Origin of the sequence: Streptomyces sp. NPDC017246 (genome assembly GCF_044331325.1) — a bacterium.
Classification (GTDB): domain Bacteria; phylum Actinomycetota; class Actinomycetes; order Streptomycetales; family Streptomycetaceae; genus Streptomyces.
Map to the genome: position 1 here is coordinate 428745 of NZ_JBIRMW010000002.1, position 20977 is coordinate 449721.

15 protein-coding genes and 4 pseudogenes are annotated in these 20977 nt (G+C 70.6%); 7 read left to right on the forward strand and 12 right to left on the reverse strand.

Annotation, left to right across the window (positions count from 1 at the left end; translation table 11 throughout):
* Window positions 1-10: 10 nt before the first annotated feature.
* From ACH4MY_RS06650 to ACH4MY_RS06675, 6 genes are all read right to left on the reverse strand, one after another.
* Window positions 11-754 carry a hypothetical protein gene (locus ACH4MY_RS06650; protein WP_397998442.1) on the reverse strand — a complete coding sequence of 248 codons (744 nt, stop codon included), beginning with the start codon at window positions 752-754 and terminating at the stop codon, window positions 11-13.
* Entirely contained in the window at window positions 744-5381 is a 4638-nt protein-coding gene (locus tag ACH4MY_RS06655; RefSeq protein ID WP_397998444.1) for a putative T7SS-secreted protein, read from the reverse strand. The genes ACH4MY_RS06650 and ACH4MY_RS06655 overlap by 11 nt, the downstream gene beginning before the upstream one ends.
* A complete protein-coding gene (locus ACH4MY_RS06660) occupies window positions 5381-6028 on the reverse strand; it encodes a hypothetical protein (RefSeq protein WP_397998447.1) in 648 nt (215 codons plus the stop codon). Before ACH4MY_RS06660 ends, ACH4MY_RS06655 begins: the two co-directional genes overlap by 1 nt.
* A complete protein-coding gene (locus tag ACH4MY_RS06665; protein ID WP_397998450.1) occupies window positions 6025-6564 on the reverse strand; it encodes an SseB family protein in 540 nt (179 codons plus the stop codon). The genes ACH4MY_RS06660 and ACH4MY_RS06665 overlap by 4 nt, the downstream gene beginning before the upstream one ends.
* A 24-nt stretch (window positions 6565-6588) precedes the next feature.
* Window positions 6589-7524: a helix-turn-helix domain-containing protein gene (locus ACH4MY_RS06670; RefSeq protein ID WP_397998454.1), complete on the reverse strand. Its 936-nt coding sequence runs from the start codon at window positions 7522-7524 to the stop codon at window positions 6589-6591.
* A gap of 301 nt (window positions 7525-7825) precedes the next feature.
* Window positions 7826-8257, reverse strand: coding sequence for an ATP-binding protein (locus ACH4MY_RS06675; RefSeq protein ID WP_397998456.1), 432 nt, complete (start codon window positions 8255-8257; stop codon window positions 7826-7828).
* Window positions 8258-8411: 154 nt separating this feature from the next.
* On the opposite strand from ACH4MY_RS06675, the gene ACH4MY_RS06680 reads away from it, so the two are divergent.
* Together ACH4MY_RS06680 and ACH4MY_RS06685 are read left to right on the forward strand one after the other, a co-directional pair.
* Window positions 8412-9287 carry a helix-turn-helix domain-containing protein gene (locus ACH4MY_RS06680; RefSeq protein WP_397998458.1) on the forward strand — a complete coding sequence of 292 codons (876 nt, stop codon included), beginning with the start codon at window positions 8412-8414 and terminating at the stop codon, window positions 9285-9287.
* Window positions 9284-9496, forward strand: coding sequence for a DUF397 domain-containing protein (locus tag ACH4MY_RS06685; protein WP_397998461.1), 213 nt, complete (start codon window positions 9284-9286; stop codon window positions 9494-9496). Before ACH4MY_RS06680 ends, ACH4MY_RS06685 begins: the two co-directional genes overlap by 4 nt.
* Window positions 9497-9512: 16 nt before the next feature.
* Here ACH4MY_RS06685 and ACH4MY_RS06690 read toward each other — a convergent pair.
* Window positions 9513-9746 (reverse strand): annotated as a pseudogene (locus ACH4MY_RS06690) (helix-turn-helix domain-containing protein); the annotation flags it as partial.
* Window positions 9722-10537 (reverse strand): annotated as a pseudogene (locus tag ACH4MY_RS06695) (alpha/beta fold hydrolase); the annotation flags it as partial. The pseudogenes ACH4MY_RS06690 and ACH4MY_RS06695, both read right to left, overlap by 25 nt.
* A gap of 199 nt (window positions 10538-10736) precedes the next feature.
* On the opposite strand from ACH4MY_RS06695, the gene ACH4MY_RS06700 reads away from it, so the two are divergent.
* On the forward strand, window positions 10737-11324 hold the full coding sequence (locus tag ACH4MY_RS06700) for a Uma2 family endonuclease (protein WP_397998465.1): 588 nt from the start codon (window positions 10737-10739) through the stop codon (window positions 11322-11324).
* A 104-nt stretch (window positions 11325-11428) separates the two neighbouring features.
* Window positions 11429-11782: a DoxX family protein gene (locus ACH4MY_RS06705; protein WP_397998468.1), complete on the forward strand. Its 354-nt coding sequence runs from the start codon at window positions 11429-11431 to the stop codon at window positions 11780-11782.
* A 74-nt stretch (window positions 11783-11856) separates the two neighbouring features.
* On the opposite strand, the gene metG is transcribed toward ACH4MY_RS06705, so the two are convergent.
* Window positions 11857-13461, reverse strand: a complete 1605-nt coding sequence (gene metG / locus ACH4MY_RS06710) for a methionine--tRNA ligase (RefSeq protein ID WP_397998471.1) — start codon at window positions 13459-13461, stop codon at window positions 11857-11859.
* A 93-nt stretch (window positions 13462-13554) separates the two neighbouring features.
* Here metG and ACH4MY_RS06715 point away from each other — a divergent pair, with 93 nt between their 5' ends.
* Both ACH4MY_RS06715 and ACH4MY_RS06720 read left to right on the forward strand, forming a co-directional pair.
* Window positions 13555-14211 carry a response regulator transcription factor gene (locus ACH4MY_RS06715; protein WP_397998474.1) on the forward strand — a complete coding sequence of 219 codons (657 nt, stop codon included), beginning with the start codon at window positions 13555-13557 and terminating at the stop codon, window positions 14209-14211.
* A pseudogene (locus ACH4MY_RS06720) lies at window positions 14208-15302 on the forward strand (sensor histidine kinase); the annotation flags it as partial. The gene ACH4MY_RS06715 and the pseudogene ACH4MY_RS06720, both read left to right, overlap by 4 nt.
* A 57-nt stretch (window positions 15303-15359) precedes the next feature.
* Here ACH4MY_RS06720 and ACH4MY_RS06725 read toward each other — a convergent pair.
* A pseudogene (locus ACH4MY_RS06725) lies at window positions 15360-15539 on the reverse strand (FAD-dependent monooxygenase); the annotation flags it as partial.
* A gap of 274 nt (window positions 15540-15813) precedes the next feature.
* Window positions 15814-17028 carry a VWA domain-containing protein gene (locus ACH4MY_RS06730; protein WP_397998477.1) on the reverse strand — a complete coding sequence of 405 codons (1215 nt, stop codon included), beginning with the start codon at window positions 17026-17028 and terminating at the stop codon, window positions 15814-15816.
* 760 nt (window positions 17029-17788) lie between these two features.
* Between ACH4MY_RS06730 and ACH4MY_RS06735 the strand changes: the two genes are divergently transcribed.
* Entirely contained in the window at window positions 17789-19855 is a 2067-nt protein-coding gene (locus ACH4MY_RS06735; protein WP_397999373.1) for a PhoX family protein, read from the forward strand.
* Window positions 19856-19887: 32 nt separating this feature from the next.
* Here the strand turns inward: ACH4MY_RS06735 and ACH4MY_RS06740 are convergent, their stop codons facing one another.
* Window positions 19888-20877: a hypothetical protein gene (locus tag ACH4MY_RS06740; RefSeq protein WP_397998480.1), complete on the reverse strand. Its 990-nt coding sequence runs from the start codon at window positions 20875-20877 to the stop codon at window positions 19888-19890.
* Between the last annotated feature and the right edge of the window lie 100 nt (window positions 20878-20977).

Sequence of the window (20977 nt, forward strand, 5' to 3'; positions counted from 1 at the left end):
CGGGGGTCGCTCAAAGATAGGCGAGATCTCCGCCCTGCCCGAGGAAGTCGTGGATCCGCTTGGTCGCCTCGCCGCCTTCGAGAGCCGTCACACCCCTCGCCATCCTCCGGAAGGATTCCGGGTAACTTTCAGCAGGGCAGAAGAGGACCAGCCCCGCGTGCGGATGTCTGTTGAGCGGAATGACAGGAAAGAGACCTGCTTCGACGGAGAACCTCACGTAGAGCGAGGCGATTCGTCTGCGCCGTGACTCCAGGCCCATCGAGTTCTTGAAATCTCTGGAGAGCGAGAAGTGGGTCTCCATGATCTGCGCCGATTGGGTCCAGGAATTCCTCGGTGCTTCGCGATCCCCCACGGCGCATGCGAATCCCGAGCTGCGGGCGCCCAGCTCGCCGATGACATCGCGCACTGCCGGCTCCGTGTTCGGAAAAACCTGGTACCGGGACTCGAAGCGTGGAAGCCCGGGGAATTGCTCGGCTGCCGCCCGCTGACCGGATCTCCACAGAATGGAGTGCTCGTCCGTCTCGCCCGGAGGCTCCCAGCCCCCCGGGCGCAGCTTCGCCGACCATGTGAAGATCTCGTCCTGGTGGAGGGCGGTCAAGGCGCTGGCCCAGCTGCTTGCCTCCTGGCTCGGGTCGCAGAACACCCACACGGCCCCGACATCGCCCAAAGGCCCGTCCAAGGACGAGACGACGGAACCGATCTCCTCCGGGTCCCAGCGCGACTGTCCGGCGATGAGGTATGGCTCATCCAGCATCTCTCGGCACTCCTCTGAGCCCATATCCTGATTGCATGTCGCCATAGTAGATGTGCTCGCCCTTGGGGCCGTGATAATGAGGTAGCGACCACTCCTCCAGCTCTGGGTCCTTGTTCTTGAAGTAATGCCCATTCGCGTGGTGATGGAACTCCAGTTCATTTCCCTTGGAGTCGATCGCCCTTATCAGCTCCCACGGTTCACCCTTGGGGCCGTAGAGGTTCGGGTTCTTTCCCCACTGGTCGACTCTCTCGACGTATGAGGGATCCTCGATGTCGTAGCGACGCAGGACCTCGGCGAGGGCTGAGTCATGGTCCGGGAAGAGGACGTCGCCGCGCTCGGCATCCAGCGGGAGATGTTTTTCGGGGCCGCCGGGCGGACAGGGCGACAGCCCCAGCGGGTCGCTCCACGTGTGCGGGTTGTGGACGTACGCCGCCGGGTTCGGTGCCGGGGCGAGGCCCAGTGGGTCCTGGCTGAGGTAGCGGCCGCTTTCCGGGTCGTAGTAGCGGAAGTGGTTGTAGTGCAGCCCCGATTCCGGGTCGAAGTATTGTCCGGGAAAGCGCAGGGGCGTGTAGGCGGTGGCCGACCTGTTCCACGTCGTCGTGCCCCAGAGCGTCGCGCGGGCGCGCCAGGCCAACTCTCCCGACTCGTCCACGAGTTCCGTCGGTGTGCCGATCAAGTCCGTGACGATGGCGAAGAAGCGCTCATCGGTGGAATCGGCACGGCGCTCCGTCTGAGCCAGGGGCCGTAACCCCGCGTGATCCCAGGTCAGGGTGAAGGCTTCGGTCGTCTGCTCGCAGAGCGTCGTGCCGTCCCAGGTGAAGTGGACGGCCTCCTGCGCCGATTGCTTCCGTATGCGGCGGCCCAGCGGGTCGTACTCGTATCGCCAGACCGTGCCGTCCGGGGTCGTCACCGAGGTCAGACGATCCTCGGCGTCCCATGCGTAGCGCCAGGTGTCCGGCTTCCTCGACAGGCGGGTCTTCTGGCGCAGGACGATGCGGCCCTGGGCGTCGTGTTCGTAGCGGACGGACCCGGCGCCGGTGATGCGGGTGCCCTGGTACACGCGTGGGCCCGTCGAGGAGCGGGCGGGGTGGGTGGACGGCCAGGACGCCTCCGTCTGATTGCCGACGCTGTCATAGGCGTACCGCTCCGCCCAGTCGTCTGCACGGACTGCCGTGACGCGGCCCACCACGTCCAGTTCGAACCGGCGGGCGCCCGCGAGCTCGTCGGTGATGCCGACGAGTCCGCCGTCCTCGCGGTAGGCGTATGCACGGTGCTGGAGACGGTCTCCCGCGCTGTCCGTGACCTCCTGCACGGTGAGGCGGCCCATCGTGTCGAACGACGAGGTCAGAGCGGCGAAGTCATCGACGCGCCACGAGGTTTCACGCCCCAGGAGATCATGGTCGAAGGCCAACGTGTGGCCCGAGGCGATCAGCTCGGTCCGGCGTCCCGCCTCGCCGTACGACCACGTGCTCGTCGACCCGCCAGGCGTCGTCCGCCCCGTTCGCCGCCCCATCGGGTCGTACGTGAACGAGAGCGTGCGTCCGTTGACGGTCTCGGAGACGAGGCGGCCGTAGCGGTCCCGGAGGCGTTGCAGGGTCGCGTCAGGGCCGGTTGCCGACACCAGTTGATCGAAGACGTCGTACTCGAAGAGGGTGGCCGTCCCCTCGGCGTCCTTGCGGATGATCCTGCCGACGCTGTCGCGGTCGAACCGGATCGTCTGCCCGAGTCCGTTCCTGCGGGAGGCGAGTCGCCCCACCGCGTCGTAGTCGTAGCTCAGCGTCCGGCCGTCGAAGTCCGTCTCCGTGACGACGCGGCCCGCCGGGTCGTAGGCGTAGTCCCAGGTCAGGCCCTGCGGGTCGGCTACCCGGGTCAGCCGCAGGTTCGTGTCGTGGGAGAACGCGTACGTGGCCCCGTCCGGGCCCGTGCGGGACGCCATCAGGTCGAAATCGGTGTACGTGAAGCGGGTCGTCGCGCCCATCGCGTCGGTGTGGCTCAGGCAGTTGCCCTCGCCGTCGTACGTCCAGGACTGCGTCGTGCCGTCGGGTGCCGTCCGGCGGGACGGTCGACCCTCGACCGTCCACTCCATCCTGGTGACCGCGCCCAGAGGGTCGGTGGACCGGACCCTGCGGCCGAAGGCGTCGTGGTCGTACCGGCTCGTGGCCCCCAGCGGACCGGTGACCTCGATCGGGAGGCCGCGGGCGTCCACGACCAACCGGGTGGTGGCGCCGATCGGGTCCGTCACCGACGTGAGTCGTCCCGATTCGTCGTACGTGAACTCCGTGCGGGCGCCCGACGGGTCCGTCACCGACGTGCGGTTGCCGCGTTCGTCGAAAGTCTGCCGGGTGACGTTGCCGTCGGTGCCGGTGATGCGTATCGGGAATCCGGCGGCGTCGTACTCGGCCCGCGCCTGGCGGCCGTCCGGACGCTCCAGGAGGGTCAGCCGGCCCTGCTCGTCGTAGGTGAAGGAGCTGACGTGCCCCAGCGGGTCCGTCCGGGACAGCAGCCGGTTGCGGCGGTCGTACACGAAGCGGGTGACCGCGCCCAGCTCGTCGATCTCGGCGACGACCTGGGAGAGGTCGTTGATCACGTGCCGCTTGGTGTGGCCCAGTCCGTCGGTGAGGGATGTCATGCGGAGACCCGTCGACGGATCGACGTCGTCCCAGGTGAAGCTGGTTTCGAGGTGTCCGTTCGTGCCCGACTGGTAGGTGCAGCGGTCCTGGTCGTCGTAGACGTAGTCGAAGCGGCTGCCGTTGGTGTCGGTCCACGAGGTGATGCGGCCGTGCTCGTCGCAGCCGAAGCGAAGGGGCACGCCCGAGGAGTTGGTGACCTCCGTCAGGTGGCCGTCCGTGTAGCCGTAGCGCAGGATCTCCTGGTCGGAGCCGTCCGCCGCCGCGTCGGCGAGGTGGAGTGCCGTCACCCGCCCCTCGCTCGTCGTGAGCTTGAGGTGGTAGCCGCCGTGGTGGACGATCGCCGTCGGGGCGCCCGCCTCGTCGTGCTCGAAGGCGATCCAGCGGCCGTTGCGGTCGTCGATCTGGACCAGGAGCGCGAGTTCGTCGGTGTGGTCGACGAAGTGCCGGACCGTTCCGGTGTCGGGGTCGGTGATCGTGTAGCCGTCCTCGACCCGGTCCAGCGGCCACTGCCTGCCGTGCGTGGGCATGACCGGGACGCCGGGTGCCGGGTGCGGGTACGCGAGCAGGCTGCCCTCGTCGCAGTTGAAGACCACGCCCTCCGAGTCGATCTCAAGACGCTGGTCCACCGACGACGACCACGTCGGGCCGAACCAGCGGCCCGAGCGGCGCGAGGAGTCGAAGGTCCGCCGGAAGACGACGGGAAGCGAGCCGGGCAGGACGATGTCGCTCTGCGGCAGCAGGACCCGGCCCGAGGCGATGTCGACGGGGTCCTTCTCGCATCGCGTCTCCTTGCCCGTCTTGCAGGTGCTGGGCGGGTCCTTCTCCTGGTCCCCGCGGCTGCCGCCCGGCTTCTTCCCTTCCGGCAGGTGCTTGGTCGCGTCCTTCAGGCCCGCGCGCAGGCCTCCCCGGATCACTCCCGCGCCCTTCGTCCCCAGTACCTCCGGTACCAGGCGGCCGAAGAACTCCGACGGGTCGCCCTTCGCCGCCTCCCAGGCGTTCTTCAGCGCCCTGTCCGGGTTGGCGGCCGTGGAGACCAGGCCGGCGAGCGTCATGTTGACGCCCTTGTAGTACTCCGCCGGGTGGGTCAGGTTGTACGGGTCCACCGGGTTGACCGAGCGGACGAAGTTGAGGAGGCCCGCTGTGCCCTTGACGACTCCGCCGCCGAAGTGGGCCAGTTCGATGCCCTGGCCCAGGCCGTAGTCCATCAGCTCCAGCTTGGCCCGCTCGCGGCCCGACGGCTCCTTCGGTGCGTGCGCGAGGGCCGCGCCGACGGCCGCCTTCGCCGTGTCCCCGGCCTCGTTGCGGGCCTTCCGCGCGTCGTTCAGGATCTCCTTGGCCCGCTGCCGCTTGGCCTTGCCGGGGTCGGAGAAGGCGCCGGGGTCCGGCAGCGGACTGTCGCCGGAGCGCGCCGCGTTGTAGGCGTCGACCTTCTTGTTGTACGTGTCGACCGCCGTCTTGGAGTCCTGGTCGCCCTCCTTGTACAGCGCGATCGCCTCACGCGCCTTGCCCTGCGCGCTCACGATCGCCTTGGCGTACGTCTCCAGCGCCTTGGCCGCGTTCTCCATCGCGTCCGCCGCGCGCAGCCAGTCGGTCGGCAGGGTCGAGAACTTCTCCCGGAACGCGTCGGCCGCCTCGCCCTTCCAGTGGCCCGCGTCGAGCTTCTTCATCCCGCCGCCGACCAGGTCGAACGCGCGTCGGAAGTCCCGGAGGTTCTTCACCGCCTCGGTGACCTTCTCCGGCTTCCCGTGGATCAGCTCGTCGGCTTCCTCGGTCTGCCCGAGCTGCTGCTCCCCGACCTGGGCGCCGAGCGAGGACGCGGTCTCGTCGCCCCAGTCCTCGACCGAGTCCGCGATCTCGTGCGCGCCGATCTTCTCCAGACCCTGGCCGACCTTGTCGGTGGCGTGGTCGATGCCCTCGCCGAGCAGTTCCTTGCCCTTGTCGATGCCGTCACCGATCTTGTCGATGCCCTTGTCGACCAGACCTCCCCAGTCCACCATCAGCGGTTCTCCCCCCACCGCGGCTGTTCGGCCTGCTCGATGGTCGCCCGGTCGGGATCGAGCAGGTCCTTGAGCCTCTGGTCCGCTCCGTCCCGCGTCGTCGGGTCGATCGCACCCGAGCGCTCCAAGCCGTCGAGCATCGAGTCCTCGACGTCGTACGCGGTGTTCTTCCAGGTCTGCTTGACCTCGTCATGGGCCGCGCTGAACGACTCCCCGCTCCAGTCCGCGCCGTCCCACATCTGCTGGTCGCGGAGGGTGTCCCAGCTCTTCTGCTTCACCTCGTCCTCGGAGAGGTGCGGGTTCCCGTTGAGGGAGTTCGCCCCGATCTTGATCGAGTCCTTGATGTACTGCTCCTGCTCCGCGAACGAGCCCGCCGACAGGCCGACCGCCTGCGCGAAGCCGTTTCCCCGCTGGGTGAGCGCACGTATGCCCCACTCCCACCGGCTGCAGAACGTCTCGAACTCCGACGTCAATCCGCCGTGCCCCAACTCCAGCCCCGACAGGGCCAGATCGGAGAAGCCGCGGCCCGCCGACGCCTCGCCGATCATGCCGAGTTCCTTCAGCTCGGCGTGCGCCAGGTCGATGCCCTTCGCTATCTCCGCGAGCGCCGCCGCCGGCGCCGCGAGATCGGGCTGATTCCCGCTCATCGTGTCCCCGTCCCCCCGAGATCCACTGCGTTCTCCAGGTCCACCGCCACCTCGTCCGGGACGATCCCCGCCACCGGCGGGAAGAGCATTCCGTCCGTGCTGCCTGCGTCCAGAGCGACGCCGCCCGGACCGGGCAGCATCGGCACCATCACGTCGAGGAGCCGCGCGCCCAGGATCGTCCGGTACGTCCACTCCCGCCCGGCCTCTCCCCGGGCCGCCGCGAACCTGCCCAGCGCCTCCTCGTCCGAGAAGGCGCAGATCCACCGGACCCCGTTGAGGTCCGCGGTCCACAGGCTGTCCTGGTCGTCGAACGGCACCAGGACGGCCGTGCGGCGGAATTCGCCCAGCAACCGCGCAAACTCCCGCCGGGCCCCTGCGATCCCGTCCGTCTGCTCCGCCTGCGGTACGGCCTGTGCGGGCGGGTCCCCCGGAGTCGCCTCCCCGCCCCGACCCGCCGCCTCGGCAGGCGCGTCCGCCAGATCCGAGAGCCTCGAAACCTGCCGGGACCTCGGTATGTCGTCCCCGTTCTCACTCACCCGGGCATGCTGCCACGTGCTCGTTCACACGAGCAACGAACATAAGTCCGATCCCGCCATCGGCGCGCAGGACCCGCAGTTGCCCGGTTCCGGGCCCCGGTAGGCGCGGTCGCAGCTGTCGCAGTTGTGGAGGGGGTGCCGGACGGAGGGCTGCTCAGGTGAGCGGAACGGTGGCAGGGGCGGGAGTTGGGCCGTCAGACGATGGGCCAGGAGGGCGGCGGGGCGACGGAGGGGCTCCGGTGGGAGGGCGGTGGTCAGTGCGCGGTGGACGGATTCGGGGGTGAACTCCCTTTCCAGCCAGGCGACGACGCCTGGCGCGAGGTGTTCGGCCTCGGTCGCGGAGATCAGCAGGCGGGGATCCGTGCGACGGAGGCCGGCGAGGACGCCGATGGCCGTCTGGAGCTGGTCGGGCGTGGGGTACGCGGGTTGCGGAACGGCCGGCAGGGCGGTCCGTCGGCGGGGTTCGCGCTGCTCGTGCCGTCGTGGCGGAGGTTCCGCCTCGGGCCTCGGAGGTGGGCCGTCGTCCTGGGCGGGACGGGGCGAGGGGGCGGCGCTCGTGCGGCGTGGGGCGCTGCCCGTGCGGCCGGGTCGGTTGCACGAGACCGTACGGGTCACGACCCGCCCGGTCGCCGTGCGTTCCTTGGTGCGGCGCAGGTAGCCGTGGGCCTCCAGCTCGCGCAGGGCGCCGGCGATGCGTGCCGTGCCCTCCGGGAAACGCCGGGCCAGCGACCTGATGTCCACGGGCGATCCGGCCGGCAGTGACTGGATGTGGGTCGCGAGTCCGATCGCCGTGAGCGAGAGGTCCGTGTGCTGCGCGAGGTGGTTGCCGACCACCGTGAAGTGAGTGGAGTGACGGGTGTTCTCGTGCACCACTCCACAGGAAGTCCCCCGGGAAAGGTGGTTCTTGGCCCCGTCACGGGACAGGGCGGGCACCAGGGCGCTACGGTTTTCTTCATCCATCGGGAAGCTGTTCTCTTCCTTGGTGGTCAGGCCCTCGCCTTGGGATGGCATGTCCCGGCGAGGGCCGACGCATGTCTGCGTCCGTATCGGATGGGCAGAGCGTAGATCAAACAACCCACCCCAAAGCCAGCCGAGTTGGGCATATTCACCCTCGCGAGTGAGACCGGCCCGAGTGGGAGGAGGGGTGGGGTTTGGTTCGGTCTCTTTCTCCCGGTGGTCGTTTCTTGGGAGACCGTCCACCCGACCGGAGGCCGGACTCACGGGATTCGGTGACCGGGCCCTTTGCGCAGGTCGGGGGCGGTCAGGGGTGTGGCAGGTCGAGTTCCGCCCAGACGGTCTTCCGGGGTACGGGGCCGGGCTCGACGCCCCACCGGTCGGCCAGCGCCCCGACCAGGATCAGTCCCCGCCCGGAGTCCCCCTCGGGGCGGGCCGGTCGGGCGCGAGGGAGGCGCTCGCCCCGGGTGTCCGTCACCTCGATCCGAAGCCTGTCCGGCCGTGACAGGAGTACGAGCCGGAAGCTCCGGCCGGCGACCCTGCCGTGCGTCGCCGCGTTCGCGGCCAGTTCGGCGACGACCTGGGTCGCGGACTCCGTCACCCCGTACGGGACGTCGTGGTCCCGCATCCACCCGACGGCGAGCAGCCGTGCCAGCCGGGCCCCTCGGGGCGTGGGGGACAGGAGCACGCTGAAGTGGCGTGCGGGGGCGTGGACTTGCGTCACGTTCTGCTGATTCACGTCACCGAGCGTGGCCGCTCCTGGCTACCGTGAACAGTGACGACGTCGTTGCGTAGAGCCACTGTCCGGAGCTTGTCCACTGCTGTCCGGGCTGTCCGGACCCTCTTCACGGGTAGGGGCGTCGCGCCACGAAGGGGCGAGGGAAAGGTGCGGTATGTCGGTGGATGGTGCGGCACAGCGGCTCAAGACCGAGGCGGACGAACCGGGGTGGGAGGTCGACCCGGACGACGACTGGGGTGTGGCCGTGGTCGCCACCGTGGGTCGGCAGTTGAAGCTCCGGAGGGAGTCGGTGGGGATGCGGGCCGCCGAGCTGGGGACGGCCACGGGCTACGGCGAGGACCTCATCTACAAGATCGAGAGCGGCAAGCGGATCCCGCGCCCCGAGTTCCTGGACAAGGCGGACGAGGTACTGGGGGCGGGCGGCCTGCTCTCGGCCATGAAGGAGGACGTGGCGAAGGTCCGGTACCCGAAGAAGGTGCGGGCGTTGGCGAAGATGGAGGGGAAGGCGGTCGAGATCCAGCTCTACGACCCGCTGAACATCCACGGCCTCCTGCAGACGCCGGAGTACGCGCGCGGGCTGCTGTTGATGAGGCGACCGGCGTACACGCAGGACGAGGTGGAGCGGATGGCGGCCGGTCGGATGGCGAGGCAGAGCGTCTTCCAGCGGGACCCGGCCCCAGAGATCAGCTTCGTTCTGGAGGAGTGGACGCTTCGCCGCCCGCTGGGCGGGCGGAGTCTGAGGCGTCCTCAACTGGAGCGACTGCTGGAGGTGGGGCAGTTGCGGAACGTCGAGCTTCAGGTGATGCCGCTGGATCGCGAGGAACATGCCGGGCTCGCTGGTGGTATCGAGGTCTTGAAGTTCGATGATGGATCGGCGGTGGGCCGCTCTGCAGCCGTGGCCAATGGGCGGCCGGTGACCGAGCCGAAACAGCTCCATATCCTGGAGTTGCGGTATGGCATCATCCGGGCTCAGGCCCTTACTCCACGTGAGTCGACCGCCTTCATTGAGCAACTGCTGGGAGAGACATGATCCGCAACACCTCTGCCGGGGACGCCTCCGAACTGGCGTGGTTCAAGAGCAGCTACAGCAGCAGCAGCGAGGGCGACTCCTGCGTCGAGGTCGCCATCACCACCCCCGCCACCGTCCACGTCCGCGACTCCAAGTGCCTCGACGGCCCGCGGCTCGCGTTCCTGCCCGGCGCGTGGGCGGGCTTCGTCTCGTACGCGGTCGGCAACTGACGTACACCGAAGCCCGTCAGGAAGAGGCCGGTGCGGTCGGCCATGCGATGCCGTCGATCGCCAGCCACGGTGCGGCGGCGACCGCCGTGGGAGTGAGCCCGGTGAACGACCTGACCTCGCGGTGAAGGTGGGACTGGTCGGCGTAGCCGCTCTCGGCGGCGACGCCCGCGACGGCGTGACCCGCCGCGAGGAGGCGGGCAGCGTGGTCGAACCGCACCAGCTGTGCGGCGCGTTTGGGTGCGATGCCGAGAAGTCGAGGAGCAGTCCGCCGGTCGCCTCAGGGGCTTCGAGCATGGGCAGGTGTCCGACGCCGGGGAGTTGCTCGACCCGCGCGTTCGGCACGGCGTCGTACCGGTGCACCGACGACGGCTCCCACCGGGGGTCGGCGGTGCCGAAGACAGCCAGGACGGGCAGGCCGAGGGCGGTGAGACGCTCGGGCACGCTCCGCTCGGCCAGGTACTCCGTGCCCCGGCGCAGCACCGTCCTGAACGTGCGGTACGTGGTGCCCCGCATCTCGGCGACCATGTCGTCAGGGACGTCCACCGGACGCGCGGCCGTCGCCCGGAGCCCCTTGCGGATCATCGCGTCCGAACGCCTCGACCACAGGAGAGGGCCGAGAGGCGGGCCCACCAGGACGCGCAGGACGAGCGGTTGCGGGAGCAGCGCGTCGAGGCTCGGGCCGGTGCTGATCAGGGCGATCGACCGCACCAGGTCGGGTCGCTGTTCGGCGAGCGCGGTGGCGACGTAGCCGCCACTGGAGTGTCCGACCACGGTGAGGGGGCCGAGGCCGAGGCGGTCGAGGCGGGCCGCCACCCGGAGTGCCTGTCCGGGGACGTCGTAGGAGGCCGCGGGCGGTGACTGGCCGCAGCCGGGGAGATCGACCCGGAGGACGTGACGGCTGCCGGCGAGTGCCGGGACGACCGGGCTCCAGGAGCCGCCGGAGGCACCCGATCCGTGGATGAGCAGCAGCGGTGGCGCCTGCCGGGGGCCGTCGTGGACCACGTGCATTACCTGTGCGTGCTCTCCGTCGTAGGCATTCATGCGGGTGATGATGCGCGGGGTGCCGGTCGGCGGTCTTGTACGAATGTCGTCACCCGTGCGGGTGAAAGCACGAGAAAGCCTCCATCCCAGGCCGGAGGCATATGCCAGCGTGCCTGTCATGGCGTCAGCGACGAACCCCGTCGAGCGGACCGGGGAGCACGTACCGTGGAGGGCACCACCGATCCAGGAGGACGCCGCCGTGGATGCAGTCGAGCAGCGGACACGTGCCATGACGCAGGAGCAGTTCGAGGAGCTCGCGCGTGTGGGTGACCGGTTGAGCGATGCCCTGCGACTGGAGTTCATCGACGGGAAGATCGGGGAGAAAGCCTTGCCTGACGGCGACCACGGACGCATCGTCCAGTGGCTGACCCGCCTGTGCATCCAGGCCGACACGGGCTGGTGGCTGCACGTGGACCAGGGGCTGAGGATCGGGTCCTACCGCAAGGGAAACGCTCGGCCCGACGGCTGCCTCGCACCCAACGACACCTTCGTCGGCCAAGGCGAGTGGGCGAGTGCCGACGGTGTGCTGATGGCGGTCGAGGTCACCTCGCACGACTCGGACACCGACCGACGTGACCGCGTCGAGAAGCCGCGTGCCTATGCCGAGACCGGCATCCCCGTCTATCTGTTGATCGACCGTGTGACGGGCGAAGTGAAGGTGCACTCCCAGCCTGGCGACGGTCGGTACGACATGATCGTTACGGCGACCTTCGGAAAGACGGTCATGCTGCCGGAGCCGGTCGGCATGGAGCTCGACACTGAGCCGCTCAAGGACTGGGCGCAGTGACCCCCGAAGGTTTTTGACGCAGGCTGTCACACGTGTGGCCCCCGCTCCGTCAGTGCTGTGTCCGGCTCGGTCGAGGCGGACGTTCACCGGACGAGGAGCCCACGATGTTCACCGAGATGTCCACCACCGCCGTCGTCGTCACCGCCGTCGCCGCGTTCATGGCCGGGTTCTCCGGGGCATCGATCTTCTTCCGGGCGAAGTTCGTCGTCGAGCCCCTCGCCCAGTACGGCGTGCCGCGGGCCTGGTGGAACTGGCTCGGGGCCGCCAAGGCCGCCGGAGCCGCCGGGCTGATCGTCGGGTTCTACGTGCCGGTGATCGGGACCCTCGCCGCGATCGGGCTGATCCTGTACTTCGCCGGCGCGGTGATCACCGTGCTCCGGGCCCGCGCCTACGGCCACGCTCCCTTCCCGCTCGTCTACATGGCCCCCGCCGTCGCCGCCCTCGCCCTGACCTGGTGACGCGCAAGGGAAAGGCCGCCGCCCCCTCCCGGAAGGGAGGAGGCGGCGGCCTTCGCCGTACGGAAGGGCGGACGTCAGTCCTTCTTCTCCTCCAGGCGCGGGAACAGCACCGCGCCCTTCGTCACCGTCGCGCCGGCGGGGAGCTGGCCCCACGTGGCGGAGGACTGGACCGGCTGTGCGGCCAGGGTGCCCAGGGACGCCTCGGCGCCCAGGGACTCCCAGAGCGCCTGCGAGGTCTCCGGCATGACCGGGTTCAGCAGGACCGCGACGGCGCGGAGCGACTCGGCGGCCGTGTAGAGGATCGTGGCGAGGCGGGCACGGCCCTCCTCGCTGTCGTCCTTCGCGACCTTCCAGGGCTCCTGCTCCGTGATGTAGCCGTTGACCTGCTTCACGAAGTCGAAGATCGCCAGGATGCCGCCCTGGAAGTCCAGCTCCTCGCCGATCTTCAGGTCGGCCGTGGCGACCGCCTTGGACAGGCCGTCCTGGATCGCCTTCTCCGCCTCGCCGTCGGCCGCGGAGGCCGGCAGCGCGCCGTCGAAGTACTTGCCGACCATGGCCGCGACGCGCGAGGCGAGGTTGCCGTAGTCGTTGGCGAGCTCGGACGTGTAGCGGGCGGAGAAGTCCTCCCACGAGAACGAACCGTCCTGGCCGAACGCGATCGCCCGCAGGAAGTACCAGCGGTACGCGTCCACGCCGAAGTGCGAGGTCAGGTCCTGCGGCTTGATGCCGGTCAGGTTCGACTTCGACATCTTCTCGCCGCCGACCATCAGCCAGCCGTTGGCCGCGACCCGGCCGGGGACCGGCAGGCCCTGCGCCATCAGCATCGCCGGCCAGATCACCGCGTGGAAGCGCAGGATGTCCTTGCCGATGAGGTGGACGTTCGCCGGGAAGGTCTCGTCGAACTTCGCCGGGTTCTCGTTGTAGCCGACGGCCGTCGCGTAGTTGAGCAGCGCGTCGATCCACACGTAGATGACGTGCTTCTCGTCCCACGGCACGGGGACGCCCCAGTCGAACGTCGAGCGCGAGATGGAGAGGTCCTCCAGGCCCTGCTTGACGAAGTTCACGACCTCGTTGCGGGCCGACTCCGGCTGGATGAAGCCCGGGTTCGCCTCGTAGAACTCCAGGAGCTTCGGGCCGTACTCGCTGAGCTTGAAGAAGTAGTTCTCCTCCTTGAGGATCTCCACCGGCTTCTTGTGGACGGCGCACAGCTTGGTGCCGTCCTCGGCCTCGATGAGGTCGCCGGGGAGCTTGTACTCCTCACAGCCCACGCAGTACGGGCCTTCGTACCCGCCCTTGTAGATCTCGTCCTTGTCGAACAGGTCCTGCACGAACTCCTGGACGCGGTCGGTGTGACGCTTCTGCGTGGTGCGGATGAAGTCGTCGTTCGCGATGTTCAGGTGCTCCCAGAGGGGCTTCCAGGCCTCCTCGACGAGCTTGTCGCACCAGGCCTGGGGCGTGACGTCGTTCGCCTCGGCCGTGCGCATGATCTTCTGACCGTGCTCGTCCGTGCCGGTGAGGTACCACACCTTCTCGCCGCGCTGACGGTGCCAGCGCGTGAGCACGTCGCCTGCGACGGTCGTATAGGCGTGGCCCAGGTGAGGAGCGTCGTTGACGTAGTAAATGGGGGTCGTGACGTAGAACGCCTTCGCCCCCTGCTTCTCGGATCCAGTGGCCGCCATGGTCGAAATCCTAACGGGCGTACGAAGATCCACTCACATCGATAAAACGGGGCCCCGGCCGCCGGGCCGCGGGTGCGCGGGAGGATGAGGCCCATGCGTGTACTGGTAGCCGAGGACGAGCGGGTCCTCGCCGAGCTCGTCGCCACCGGCCTGCGGCGCGCCGGCTTCGCCGTCGACACCGTCCACAGCGGCGACGCCGCCCTCGACCACCTCGGCCTCCACCCGTACGACGTCCTCGTCCTCGACCGCGATCTGCCCCGCGTCCACGGCGACGACGTCGCCCGCCGGCTCGTCGCCGAGGGCTCCCCGACCCGCATCCTCATGCTGACCGCCGCCACCACCACCGAGGACCGCGTCACCGGGCTCGACCTCGGCGCCGACGACTACCTCGGCAAGCCCTTCGAGTTCCCCGAGCTGGTCTCCCGGGTGCGCGCCCTGCGCCGCCGCTCCGCCCGCCCGGCCGTACCCCCGCTCCTGGAGCGGTACGGGCTCCGCGTGGACACCGTCCGGCGGACCGCCACCCGCGGCGGGCGGGACCTCGACCTGTCCCCGAAGGAGTTCTCCGTCCTCCAGATCCTGCTGGAGGCCGACGGGGCCGCCGTCTCCGCCGAGGAGCTCCTCGACCGTGCCTGGGACGCCCACGCGGACCCCTTCACCGGGGCCGTACGGGTCTGTATGAGCAAGCTGCGGGCGAAGCTGGGCGAGCCGGCGCTGATCACGACGGTGCAGGGCGTGGGGTACCGGCTGTGACCCGGTCCGACGGCGCCTACCTGGGGTCCGGCTCCACCATCCGGACACGGATCGCCCTCGTGTACGGGGGTGCCTTCCTGGTCCTCGGGACGGTGCTGCTGCTCGTCGTGAACCTGCTCGTCCTCGCCGGGACGGACGACGAGACCGACGCGATCGTGGCGCGCGCCGGCGGTGCCACGAACGGGGTCGCCGTCGTCGAGGCGTACGAGCTCGGTGACGACATCAGCCGGGCCGCCGGCGAGCAGATGCTCATGTGGTCGGGCCTCGCCCTGCTCGTCATGGCCTGCTGCGCGGTCGTCGTCGGGTGGTGGACCGCCGGACGCGTCCTGCGGCCCGTGCACGAGATGACCGCCCGCGCGCGGCGCCTCTCCGAACGCACCCTGCACGACCGGATCGCGGTCGGCGGGCCCGACGACGAGCTCAAGGAGCTCGGCGACACCATCGACGCGCTGCTCGGGCGCCTGGAGACCGCCTTCGACAGCCAGCGCCGCTTCATCGCCAACGCCTCCCACGAACTCCGCACCCCGCTCGCCACCCAGCGCGTCGCCATCCAGGTCGGCCTCGACGACGACTGCGACGTCCGGCAGGTGCTCCTCGACGCGAACCGGCGCAGCGAACGGCTCATCGACGGGCTGCTGCTCCTCGCCCGCAGCGAGCGGGGGCTCGCCGAACGGGAGGACGTACCGCTCGGCGAGGTCGCCGAGGAGGAGTACGAGGGCGCCCGGGTGACGGCCGACGGCGGTGTCGTACGGGGCAGCCGGGTGCTCCTCGGACAGCTCGTACGGAACCTCGTCGCGAACGCGGTCGCGTACAACGTGCCCGGGGGCGAGGTCGACGTACGGGTGGACGGCGGCGTCCTGACCGTCACCAACACCGGGCCGGTCGTCCCCGACGAGGAGGTCGACGGACTCTTCGAACCCTTCCGGCGGGGCGAGGGCCGGGACCGGATGGGGCCCGGCGCGGGGCTCGGCCTCTCCATCGTGCGGTCGATCGCGGTGGCACACGGCGGGACGGTACGGGCGCTGGCGCGGGGCGGGGCGGAAGGCGGGGGGCTGGTGGTGACGGTGAGCCTGCCGGTCACCGACACCGCCGTCACCGCAGACGCCGTGCTCCTGTCCGCGTCCGCGCAGCCCCTCGTCGAGGCCGTGCCGGGCCAGCACCGTCGCGGTGTGCGGGGCGAGGAAACCGGCCCGCGCCCGCTGCTGCACATGCGCGCGGCTCGCCCGCTCCAGGACGACACAGTCGATGCCGCTGCGGAGGAGAAGGTTGCCGAGCAGCAGCCCGGCGGGCCCCGCGCCGAGGATGACCACATCGGCGGAACCGGCCATGTCCGTTGCGGGTAAAGGACTTTGACGTTCTGTCACGAGAGTGGATCTTAGGGGCGGTGAAACTCAGCGGCGGGTGAGTATCACCCGAATGCCGCACAAGAAGAGAAAAGGATTCTGCCGGGGAAGAGCGTCCACGGGCCGCCGGGTCCGCCCGAACCCGCGTCCACCACGACGACCCCGCTCACGCCGGCGGGCCGGGCCCGGGAAAATCCCGGACCCGGCCCGCGCCGTGCGAGGTCCCGCGGAATCCGCGGGACGCGCCCTCCCCGGGGCCTCAGAACTCCAGGCCCGCGAGCAGACCGCGGTAGAAGGCGGCGTGCGCCGTCTCGACCGGGGTCACGCCCGCGAAGAACGTGGCCGTACGAGGAGTGCCGTCGAGCTTCCGTACGAAGTCGAAGGCCTTGTTGTCCTCCTCGCCCCAGGCCACGAAACGCCAGTGCAGCGGGCGGCCCTCCGCCTCGGCCAGGGCCTGCGCCGCGGCGGTCTTCGACTCCGGCGCGCCGTCCGTCTGGAAGACGACCAGGGCGGGGCGCGCGGGGTCCGCCTTCTCGTGGTGGGCGAGGACCTCTTCCACGGCGCGGTGGTAGTTCGTACGGCCCAGACGACCGAGACCGGCGTTGACCTCCTCCACGCGGGTGGGCGTGAGGCCGGCGGGGGTCAGGTCGACCGTCCCGTCGATGTCCGTCGAGAAGAACACCGTCGTGACGGTGGCGTCCTCGTCGAGGTGCGCCGCGAGCGCGGTGACCTGCTCGGCGAGCCGCTGCACCGACCCGTCCTTGAAGTACCCGCGCATCGAACCGGACCGGTCCACCACGAGGTACACGGCGGCCCGTGCCCCCGTGAGCTCCTGCTTCTTCAGCTGCGCCCCGGCGGCCTTGTAGGCGTCGGCGAGGTGCGGGGCGAGGGCCTTGACCCGGGGAAGGGAGAGCGCCGGGCCGACACCGGCCTCCGGCTCGACCGTCGCCTCGGCGGCGGGCTCGTCGGCCTCGGGCTCGGCGGTGACGGCCTCGACCGCGGCCTCGGGCACGGCGGTGGCGGTCGCCTCGGCGTCAGCCTCGACCGTGACGTCGGCGTCGGCGTCAGCCTCGACCGTGGCCTCGGCCGACTCCTCGGCGGCGGGGGCGGCCGTCGGCTCCTCCTCGGCGGGGGCGACGTCCGCAACGGCGGCGGGCTCGTCGGCCTCGGGCTCCGCGGTGACGGCCTCGACCTCGGCCTCGGGCTCGGCGGTGGCGGTCGCCTCGGCGTCAGCCTCGACCGGGGTCTCCGCATCGGCCGAGGTCGGCTCCTCGGCGACCGGCGTCTCCGCAGCCTGCGGCTCCGTCGTCTCGGCCGCCGGGGCTGCCGCCTCCGGCTCCTCCTCCGCCGTCACGTCCTCAGGAGCGACGGCCGACTCGTCGGCGCCACCCTCCGGGGTCTCCACCTCGACCGCGGCGGGCGCCTCCGGCACGTCCACGTCAGCCGTGTCCACAGCCGCGTCGGCCGTCTTCACGTCAGCAGCGGCCGTCTCCGCCTCGGCGGCAGGCGTCTCCGCCTCGACCGCGGCAGGCGCATCCTCAGCACCGGCAGCGGTCTCCGTCGCCGCAGCGGCCTCCGCCTCAGGCGCGGCAGCAGTCTCAGCCGCAGCCACAGCCGCAGCCGTCTCAGCTGTCTCCGTCGCAGGCGCAGCCTCAGCCGCAGGCACCTCGGCCTCGGCCTCAGCCTCAGCCGCAGGCGCGGCAACAGCCTCCGACTCCGCCCCAGCCGCAGGCGCCTCCGCGGGCGCCCCCGTGTCCGACCCGGCCGACCGTGTCTTCGCCCGGGCCCGCGGGATCTGCGGGTTGTCGAAGGACGCCGCCACCAGATCGTCCGCCGCCCGCTGGGCCTCGGCCTCCGGGGTGGCGTCCGTGGCCGAGGACGTGGACGGGGTCTCACGCGTCTGGGCCGGGACGGAGGTGGCCGGGGTTTCCTCGCGGTCCCTGCCGAATACCTTGCGCAGCATGCTCCGAATACCCATGGGCGAACCCTTTCGCATGAGATGGGTGCGTGTGAATGTCCGTACTGGGCGTTTCGGGATGTTCATCCCTGGCCAGGGCGGACACGTAAGGTTAGCGGCCACCTCATCCCTCCCCGGCGACCCGGTCGCCCCCGGTTGCCGTGCATTCATTCGGCGTTCACTCCGCCGCCGTCCCTGTGCAGATGTGCGCACATAGCGTCGCCGCCGAAGGATCCCCGACACCATGTCGGCGCAGTGTGCGCCGGAGGAGGACGAAGTGCGCAAACTGCTGCCGCTGCTGAGCACGAACCCCCACGGAGGCGGGCGTTCCGCTCTCACCTGCCGCTACCGCTGTGGAGACGCCTGCTTCCACGAGGTGCCCAACACCAGCGACAACGAGTACGTCGGCGATGTCATAGCCGGTGCGCTCTCGCGCCGTTCCGCCCTGCGTGCCGCCGCCGTCGTGACCGTCGCCTCCGCCGCCGGCGGCGCCCTCACCCTCGGCAGCGCGCCCGAGGCCGTCGCCCGCCCGCAGCAGTCCGGCGGCGGCCACGGCCACGGCTCCGGCAAGGCCGACGGCGCCCGCGGTCTCCGCTTCACGCCCGTCGCGCCCAACACCGCCGACAAGGTCACCGTTCCGGCCGGTTACTCCCAGAACGTGGTCATCCGCTGGGGCGAGCCCATCCTCCGCGGCGCCCCCGCCTTCGACTCCGAGAAGCAGTCGGCGAAGGCCCAGGCCGGCCAGTTCGGTTACAACAACGACTTCCTCTCCCTGCTGCCGCTGCGCGGGGAGCGCGACCGCCAGGTGCTCGTCGCCAACCACGAGTACACCGACGAGGTCCTGATGTTCCGCGGCTACGACGCCGCGAACCCGACCCGCGAGCAGGTCGAGATCGCCTGGGCCGCGCACGGCCTCTCGGTCGTCGTCGTCCAGGAGGAGCACCGCACGGGCAAGCTCACCCCGGTCTCCCGTCACCACCTCAACCGCCGTCTCCACACGACGAGCGAGTTCGAGGTGACCGGCCCCGCCGCCGGCAGCGCCCTGCTGAGGACCTCCGCCGACCCCGAGGGCCGTACGGTCCTCGGCACGCTCAACAACTGCGCCGGCGGCACCACCCCGTGGGGCACCACCCTCCACGGCGAGGAGAACTTCAACCAGTACTTCGCCAACGGCTCCAGCGCCACCGACAAGCGCTACGGCGTCGGCACCGGTGCCACCGAGCGCAAGTGGGAGCGGTTCGACAAGCGCTTCGACCTCAAGCAGGAACCCAACGAGGTCCACCGCTTCGGCTGGGTCGTCGAGCTCGACCCGTACGACCCCGACTCCACGCCCCGCAAGCGCACCGCGCTCGGCCGCTTCAAGCACGAGGCCGCGCAGCCCCGGCTCACCGACGACGGCCGTCCGGTCGTCTACATGGGCGACGACGAGCGGTTCGACTACTTCTACAAGTTCGTCTCCTCCAGGCGGATGAAGAAGGGGAACTCGCGGGCCGCCCGCGAGCACAACCTCACCCTGCTCGACGAGGGCACCCTGTACGTCGCCAAGCTGACCGGCGACTCCCCGGCCGCCGAGATCGACGGCACCGGCAAGCACCCCGCCGACGGCGAGTTCGACGGTTCGGGTGTGTGGATCCCGCTCGCCACCGGCGATGTGTCGCACGTCCCCGGCATGACCGCCGAGGAGGTGTACGTCTTCACCCGTCTCGCCGGTGACAAGGTCGGCGCCACCAAGATGGACCGCCCCGAGGACGTCGAACCGTCCCCGCGCACCGGCCGTGTCTATGTCGCGCTCACCAACAACACCGACCGCGGCAAGGCCGGCAAGGCCGGTGCCGACGAGGCCAACCCGCGCAACCTCAACAAGCACGGGCAGATCCTCGAACTGGCCGAGAACTGGGACGACCCGTCCTCCGACGGCTTCGCCTGGCGGCTCTTCCTCGTCGCGGGCGACCCGAACGACCCGGCCACCTACTTCGCGGGCTACCCCAAGGAGAAGGTCTCCCAGATCTCCTGCCCGGACAACGTGGCCTTCGACCCGCACGGCAACCTGTGGATCTCCACGGACGGCGCCCAGCTCGGCTCGCACGACGGCCTGTTCGGTGTCGCCACGCAGGGCGAGCGCCGCGGTGAGCTCAAGCAGTTCCTGACCGTGCCCAAGGGCGCCGAGACCTGCGGCCCGATCATCCAGGACCGCCGGGTCCTGGTCGCCGTGCAGCACCCGGGCGAGATCGACGGCGCCTCCGTCGAGAACCCGAAGTCGGAGTGGCCCGACGGTCCCGGCAGGATCGTCCGCCCGTCGGTCGTCGCCGTGTGGCGTGCGGACGGCCGCGACATCGGCGTCTGAGTGACACGGGGCCCTGGGAGTGGGTCGGACGGTCACTCCACTCCCAGGCCCTCCCGGAACCGTACGAACTGCTCCTCCGGGTCCCCCGTGTACGCCCACGGCACCCACGCCGCCCGTGCGCCGAGCATCCCGAGCAGCTCCCGGGCGATCTCCACCTGGCCCGCGTAGCAGGCCGCGTGGACGAGGAAGTGGAGGTCCCCGACCTCCTCCGGTGCGACGGGCGCCCCGGGGTCCCGGCCGCCGATCCAGCGGGCGTGGGTGCGGCGCAGCTCGGTCACGGCCAGTTCGTGCTTCCAGTGCTGGTCGAAGCCGCGGACCGGGCCCCGCCCGAGCGCCCCGTCGGCGATGTACCGGTACTCCTCGACCCGGGCCACCTGGACGAGGACGGGCAGCGGGGAGCCGGGCGGTGCCACGCCCGCCGCGTCGCGGGCGAAGTCGTACATGCTGCCGTGCGTGCCGTGCCACCGCGCCGACCAGTAGCGCAGCACCTGGATGTGGCCTTCCGTGTTGTACGGGTCCCGGCGCCGCAGTTCGTCGAACCAGTGCCGCAGTTCCCTGCGCGGCACGCCGCCCTCGTACAGCCGGGCCACCGAGAGCAGCGACACCCACGGCATGGGGTCGGCGGGCGCGGCCTCGGCCGCGCCCCGGCAGGCGTCGACGGCGGCGTCGATCCGGCCCCGTTCGACGGCGGCGCCCCGGCCGGCGGCGATGGCCGCGTCGAAGACCCGCACGACCTCGGTCGCCGCGCGCAGCACGGCCGCGTCGGGGTTGCCCGGTTCGGCGGCCCGCCAGGTCTCCACGGTGGAGTTGCCGGCGGCGGCGTGCGAGAGGAGCCGCAGCCGGTGGGTGCGGCGCGCCCAGTGGTCGCCGGTGGCGGCGAGCAGATCCCGTACGCCCTGCCAGCGGCCGATGACGATGTCGTGGCGCGCCTCGGTCAGTGCGCGGTCCCCGAAGTCCGGGTCGAAGTCGGGCGCGAAGCGCTCCGGACGTGCCGAGCGCGCGGAGCGGCGGCGTACGGCCATCGGGGGCCTCCTTCGGGTTCGGCTGCCGTCAGAAGTCGTGGGCGTGCGGGGCGTGTTGGTCGTGCGGGGCGGTGTGGTGCCCCCGGGTGTTCAGAGGGGC

Excerpts from the sequence above, each read along its gene's own strand:
- ACH4MY_RS06650 (WP_397998442.1), bottom strand. The coding sequence starts at position 754 with ATGCTGGATGAGCCATACCTCATCGCCGGACAGTCGCGCTGGGACCCG.
- ACH4MY_RS06655 (WP_397998444.1), bottom strand. The coding sequence starts at position 5,381 with ATGGTGGACTGGGGAGGTCTGGTCGACAAGGGCATCGACAAGATCGGT.
- ACH4MY_RS06660 (WP_397998447.1), bottom strand. The coding sequence starts at position 6,028 with ATGAGCGGGAATCAGCCCGATCTCGCGGCGCCGGCGGCGGCGCTCGCG.
- ACH4MY_RS06670 (WP_397998454.1), bottom strand. The coding sequence starts at position 7,524 with ATGGATGAAGAAAACCGTAGCGCCCTGGTGCCCGCCCTGTCCCGTGAC.
- ACH4MY_RS06680 (WP_397998458.1), top strand. The coding sequence starts at position 8,412 with ATGTCGGTGGATGGTGCGGCACAGCGGCTCAAGACCGAGGCGGACGAA.
- ACH4MY_RS06685 (WP_397998461.1), top strand. The coding sequence starts at position 9,284 with ATGATCCGCAACACCTCTGCCGGGGACGCCTCCGAACTGGCGTGGTTC.
- ACH4MY_RS06705 (WP_397998468.1), top strand. The coding sequence starts at position 11,429 with ATGTTCACCGAGATGTCCACCACCGCCGTCGTCGTCACCGCCGTCGCC.
- metG (WP_397998471.1), bottom strand. The coding sequence starts at position 13,461 with ATGGCGGCCACTGGATCCGAGAAGCAGGGGGCGAAGGCGTTCTACGTC.
- ACH4MY_RS06715 (WP_397998474.1), top strand. The coding sequence starts at position 13,555 with ATGCGTGTACTGGTAGCCGAGGACGAGCGGGTCCTCGCCGAGCTCGTC.
- ACH4MY_RS06740 (WP_397998480.1), bottom strand. The coding sequence starts at position 20,877 with ATGGCCGTACGCCGCCGCTCCGCGCGCTCGGCACGTCCGGAGCGCTTC.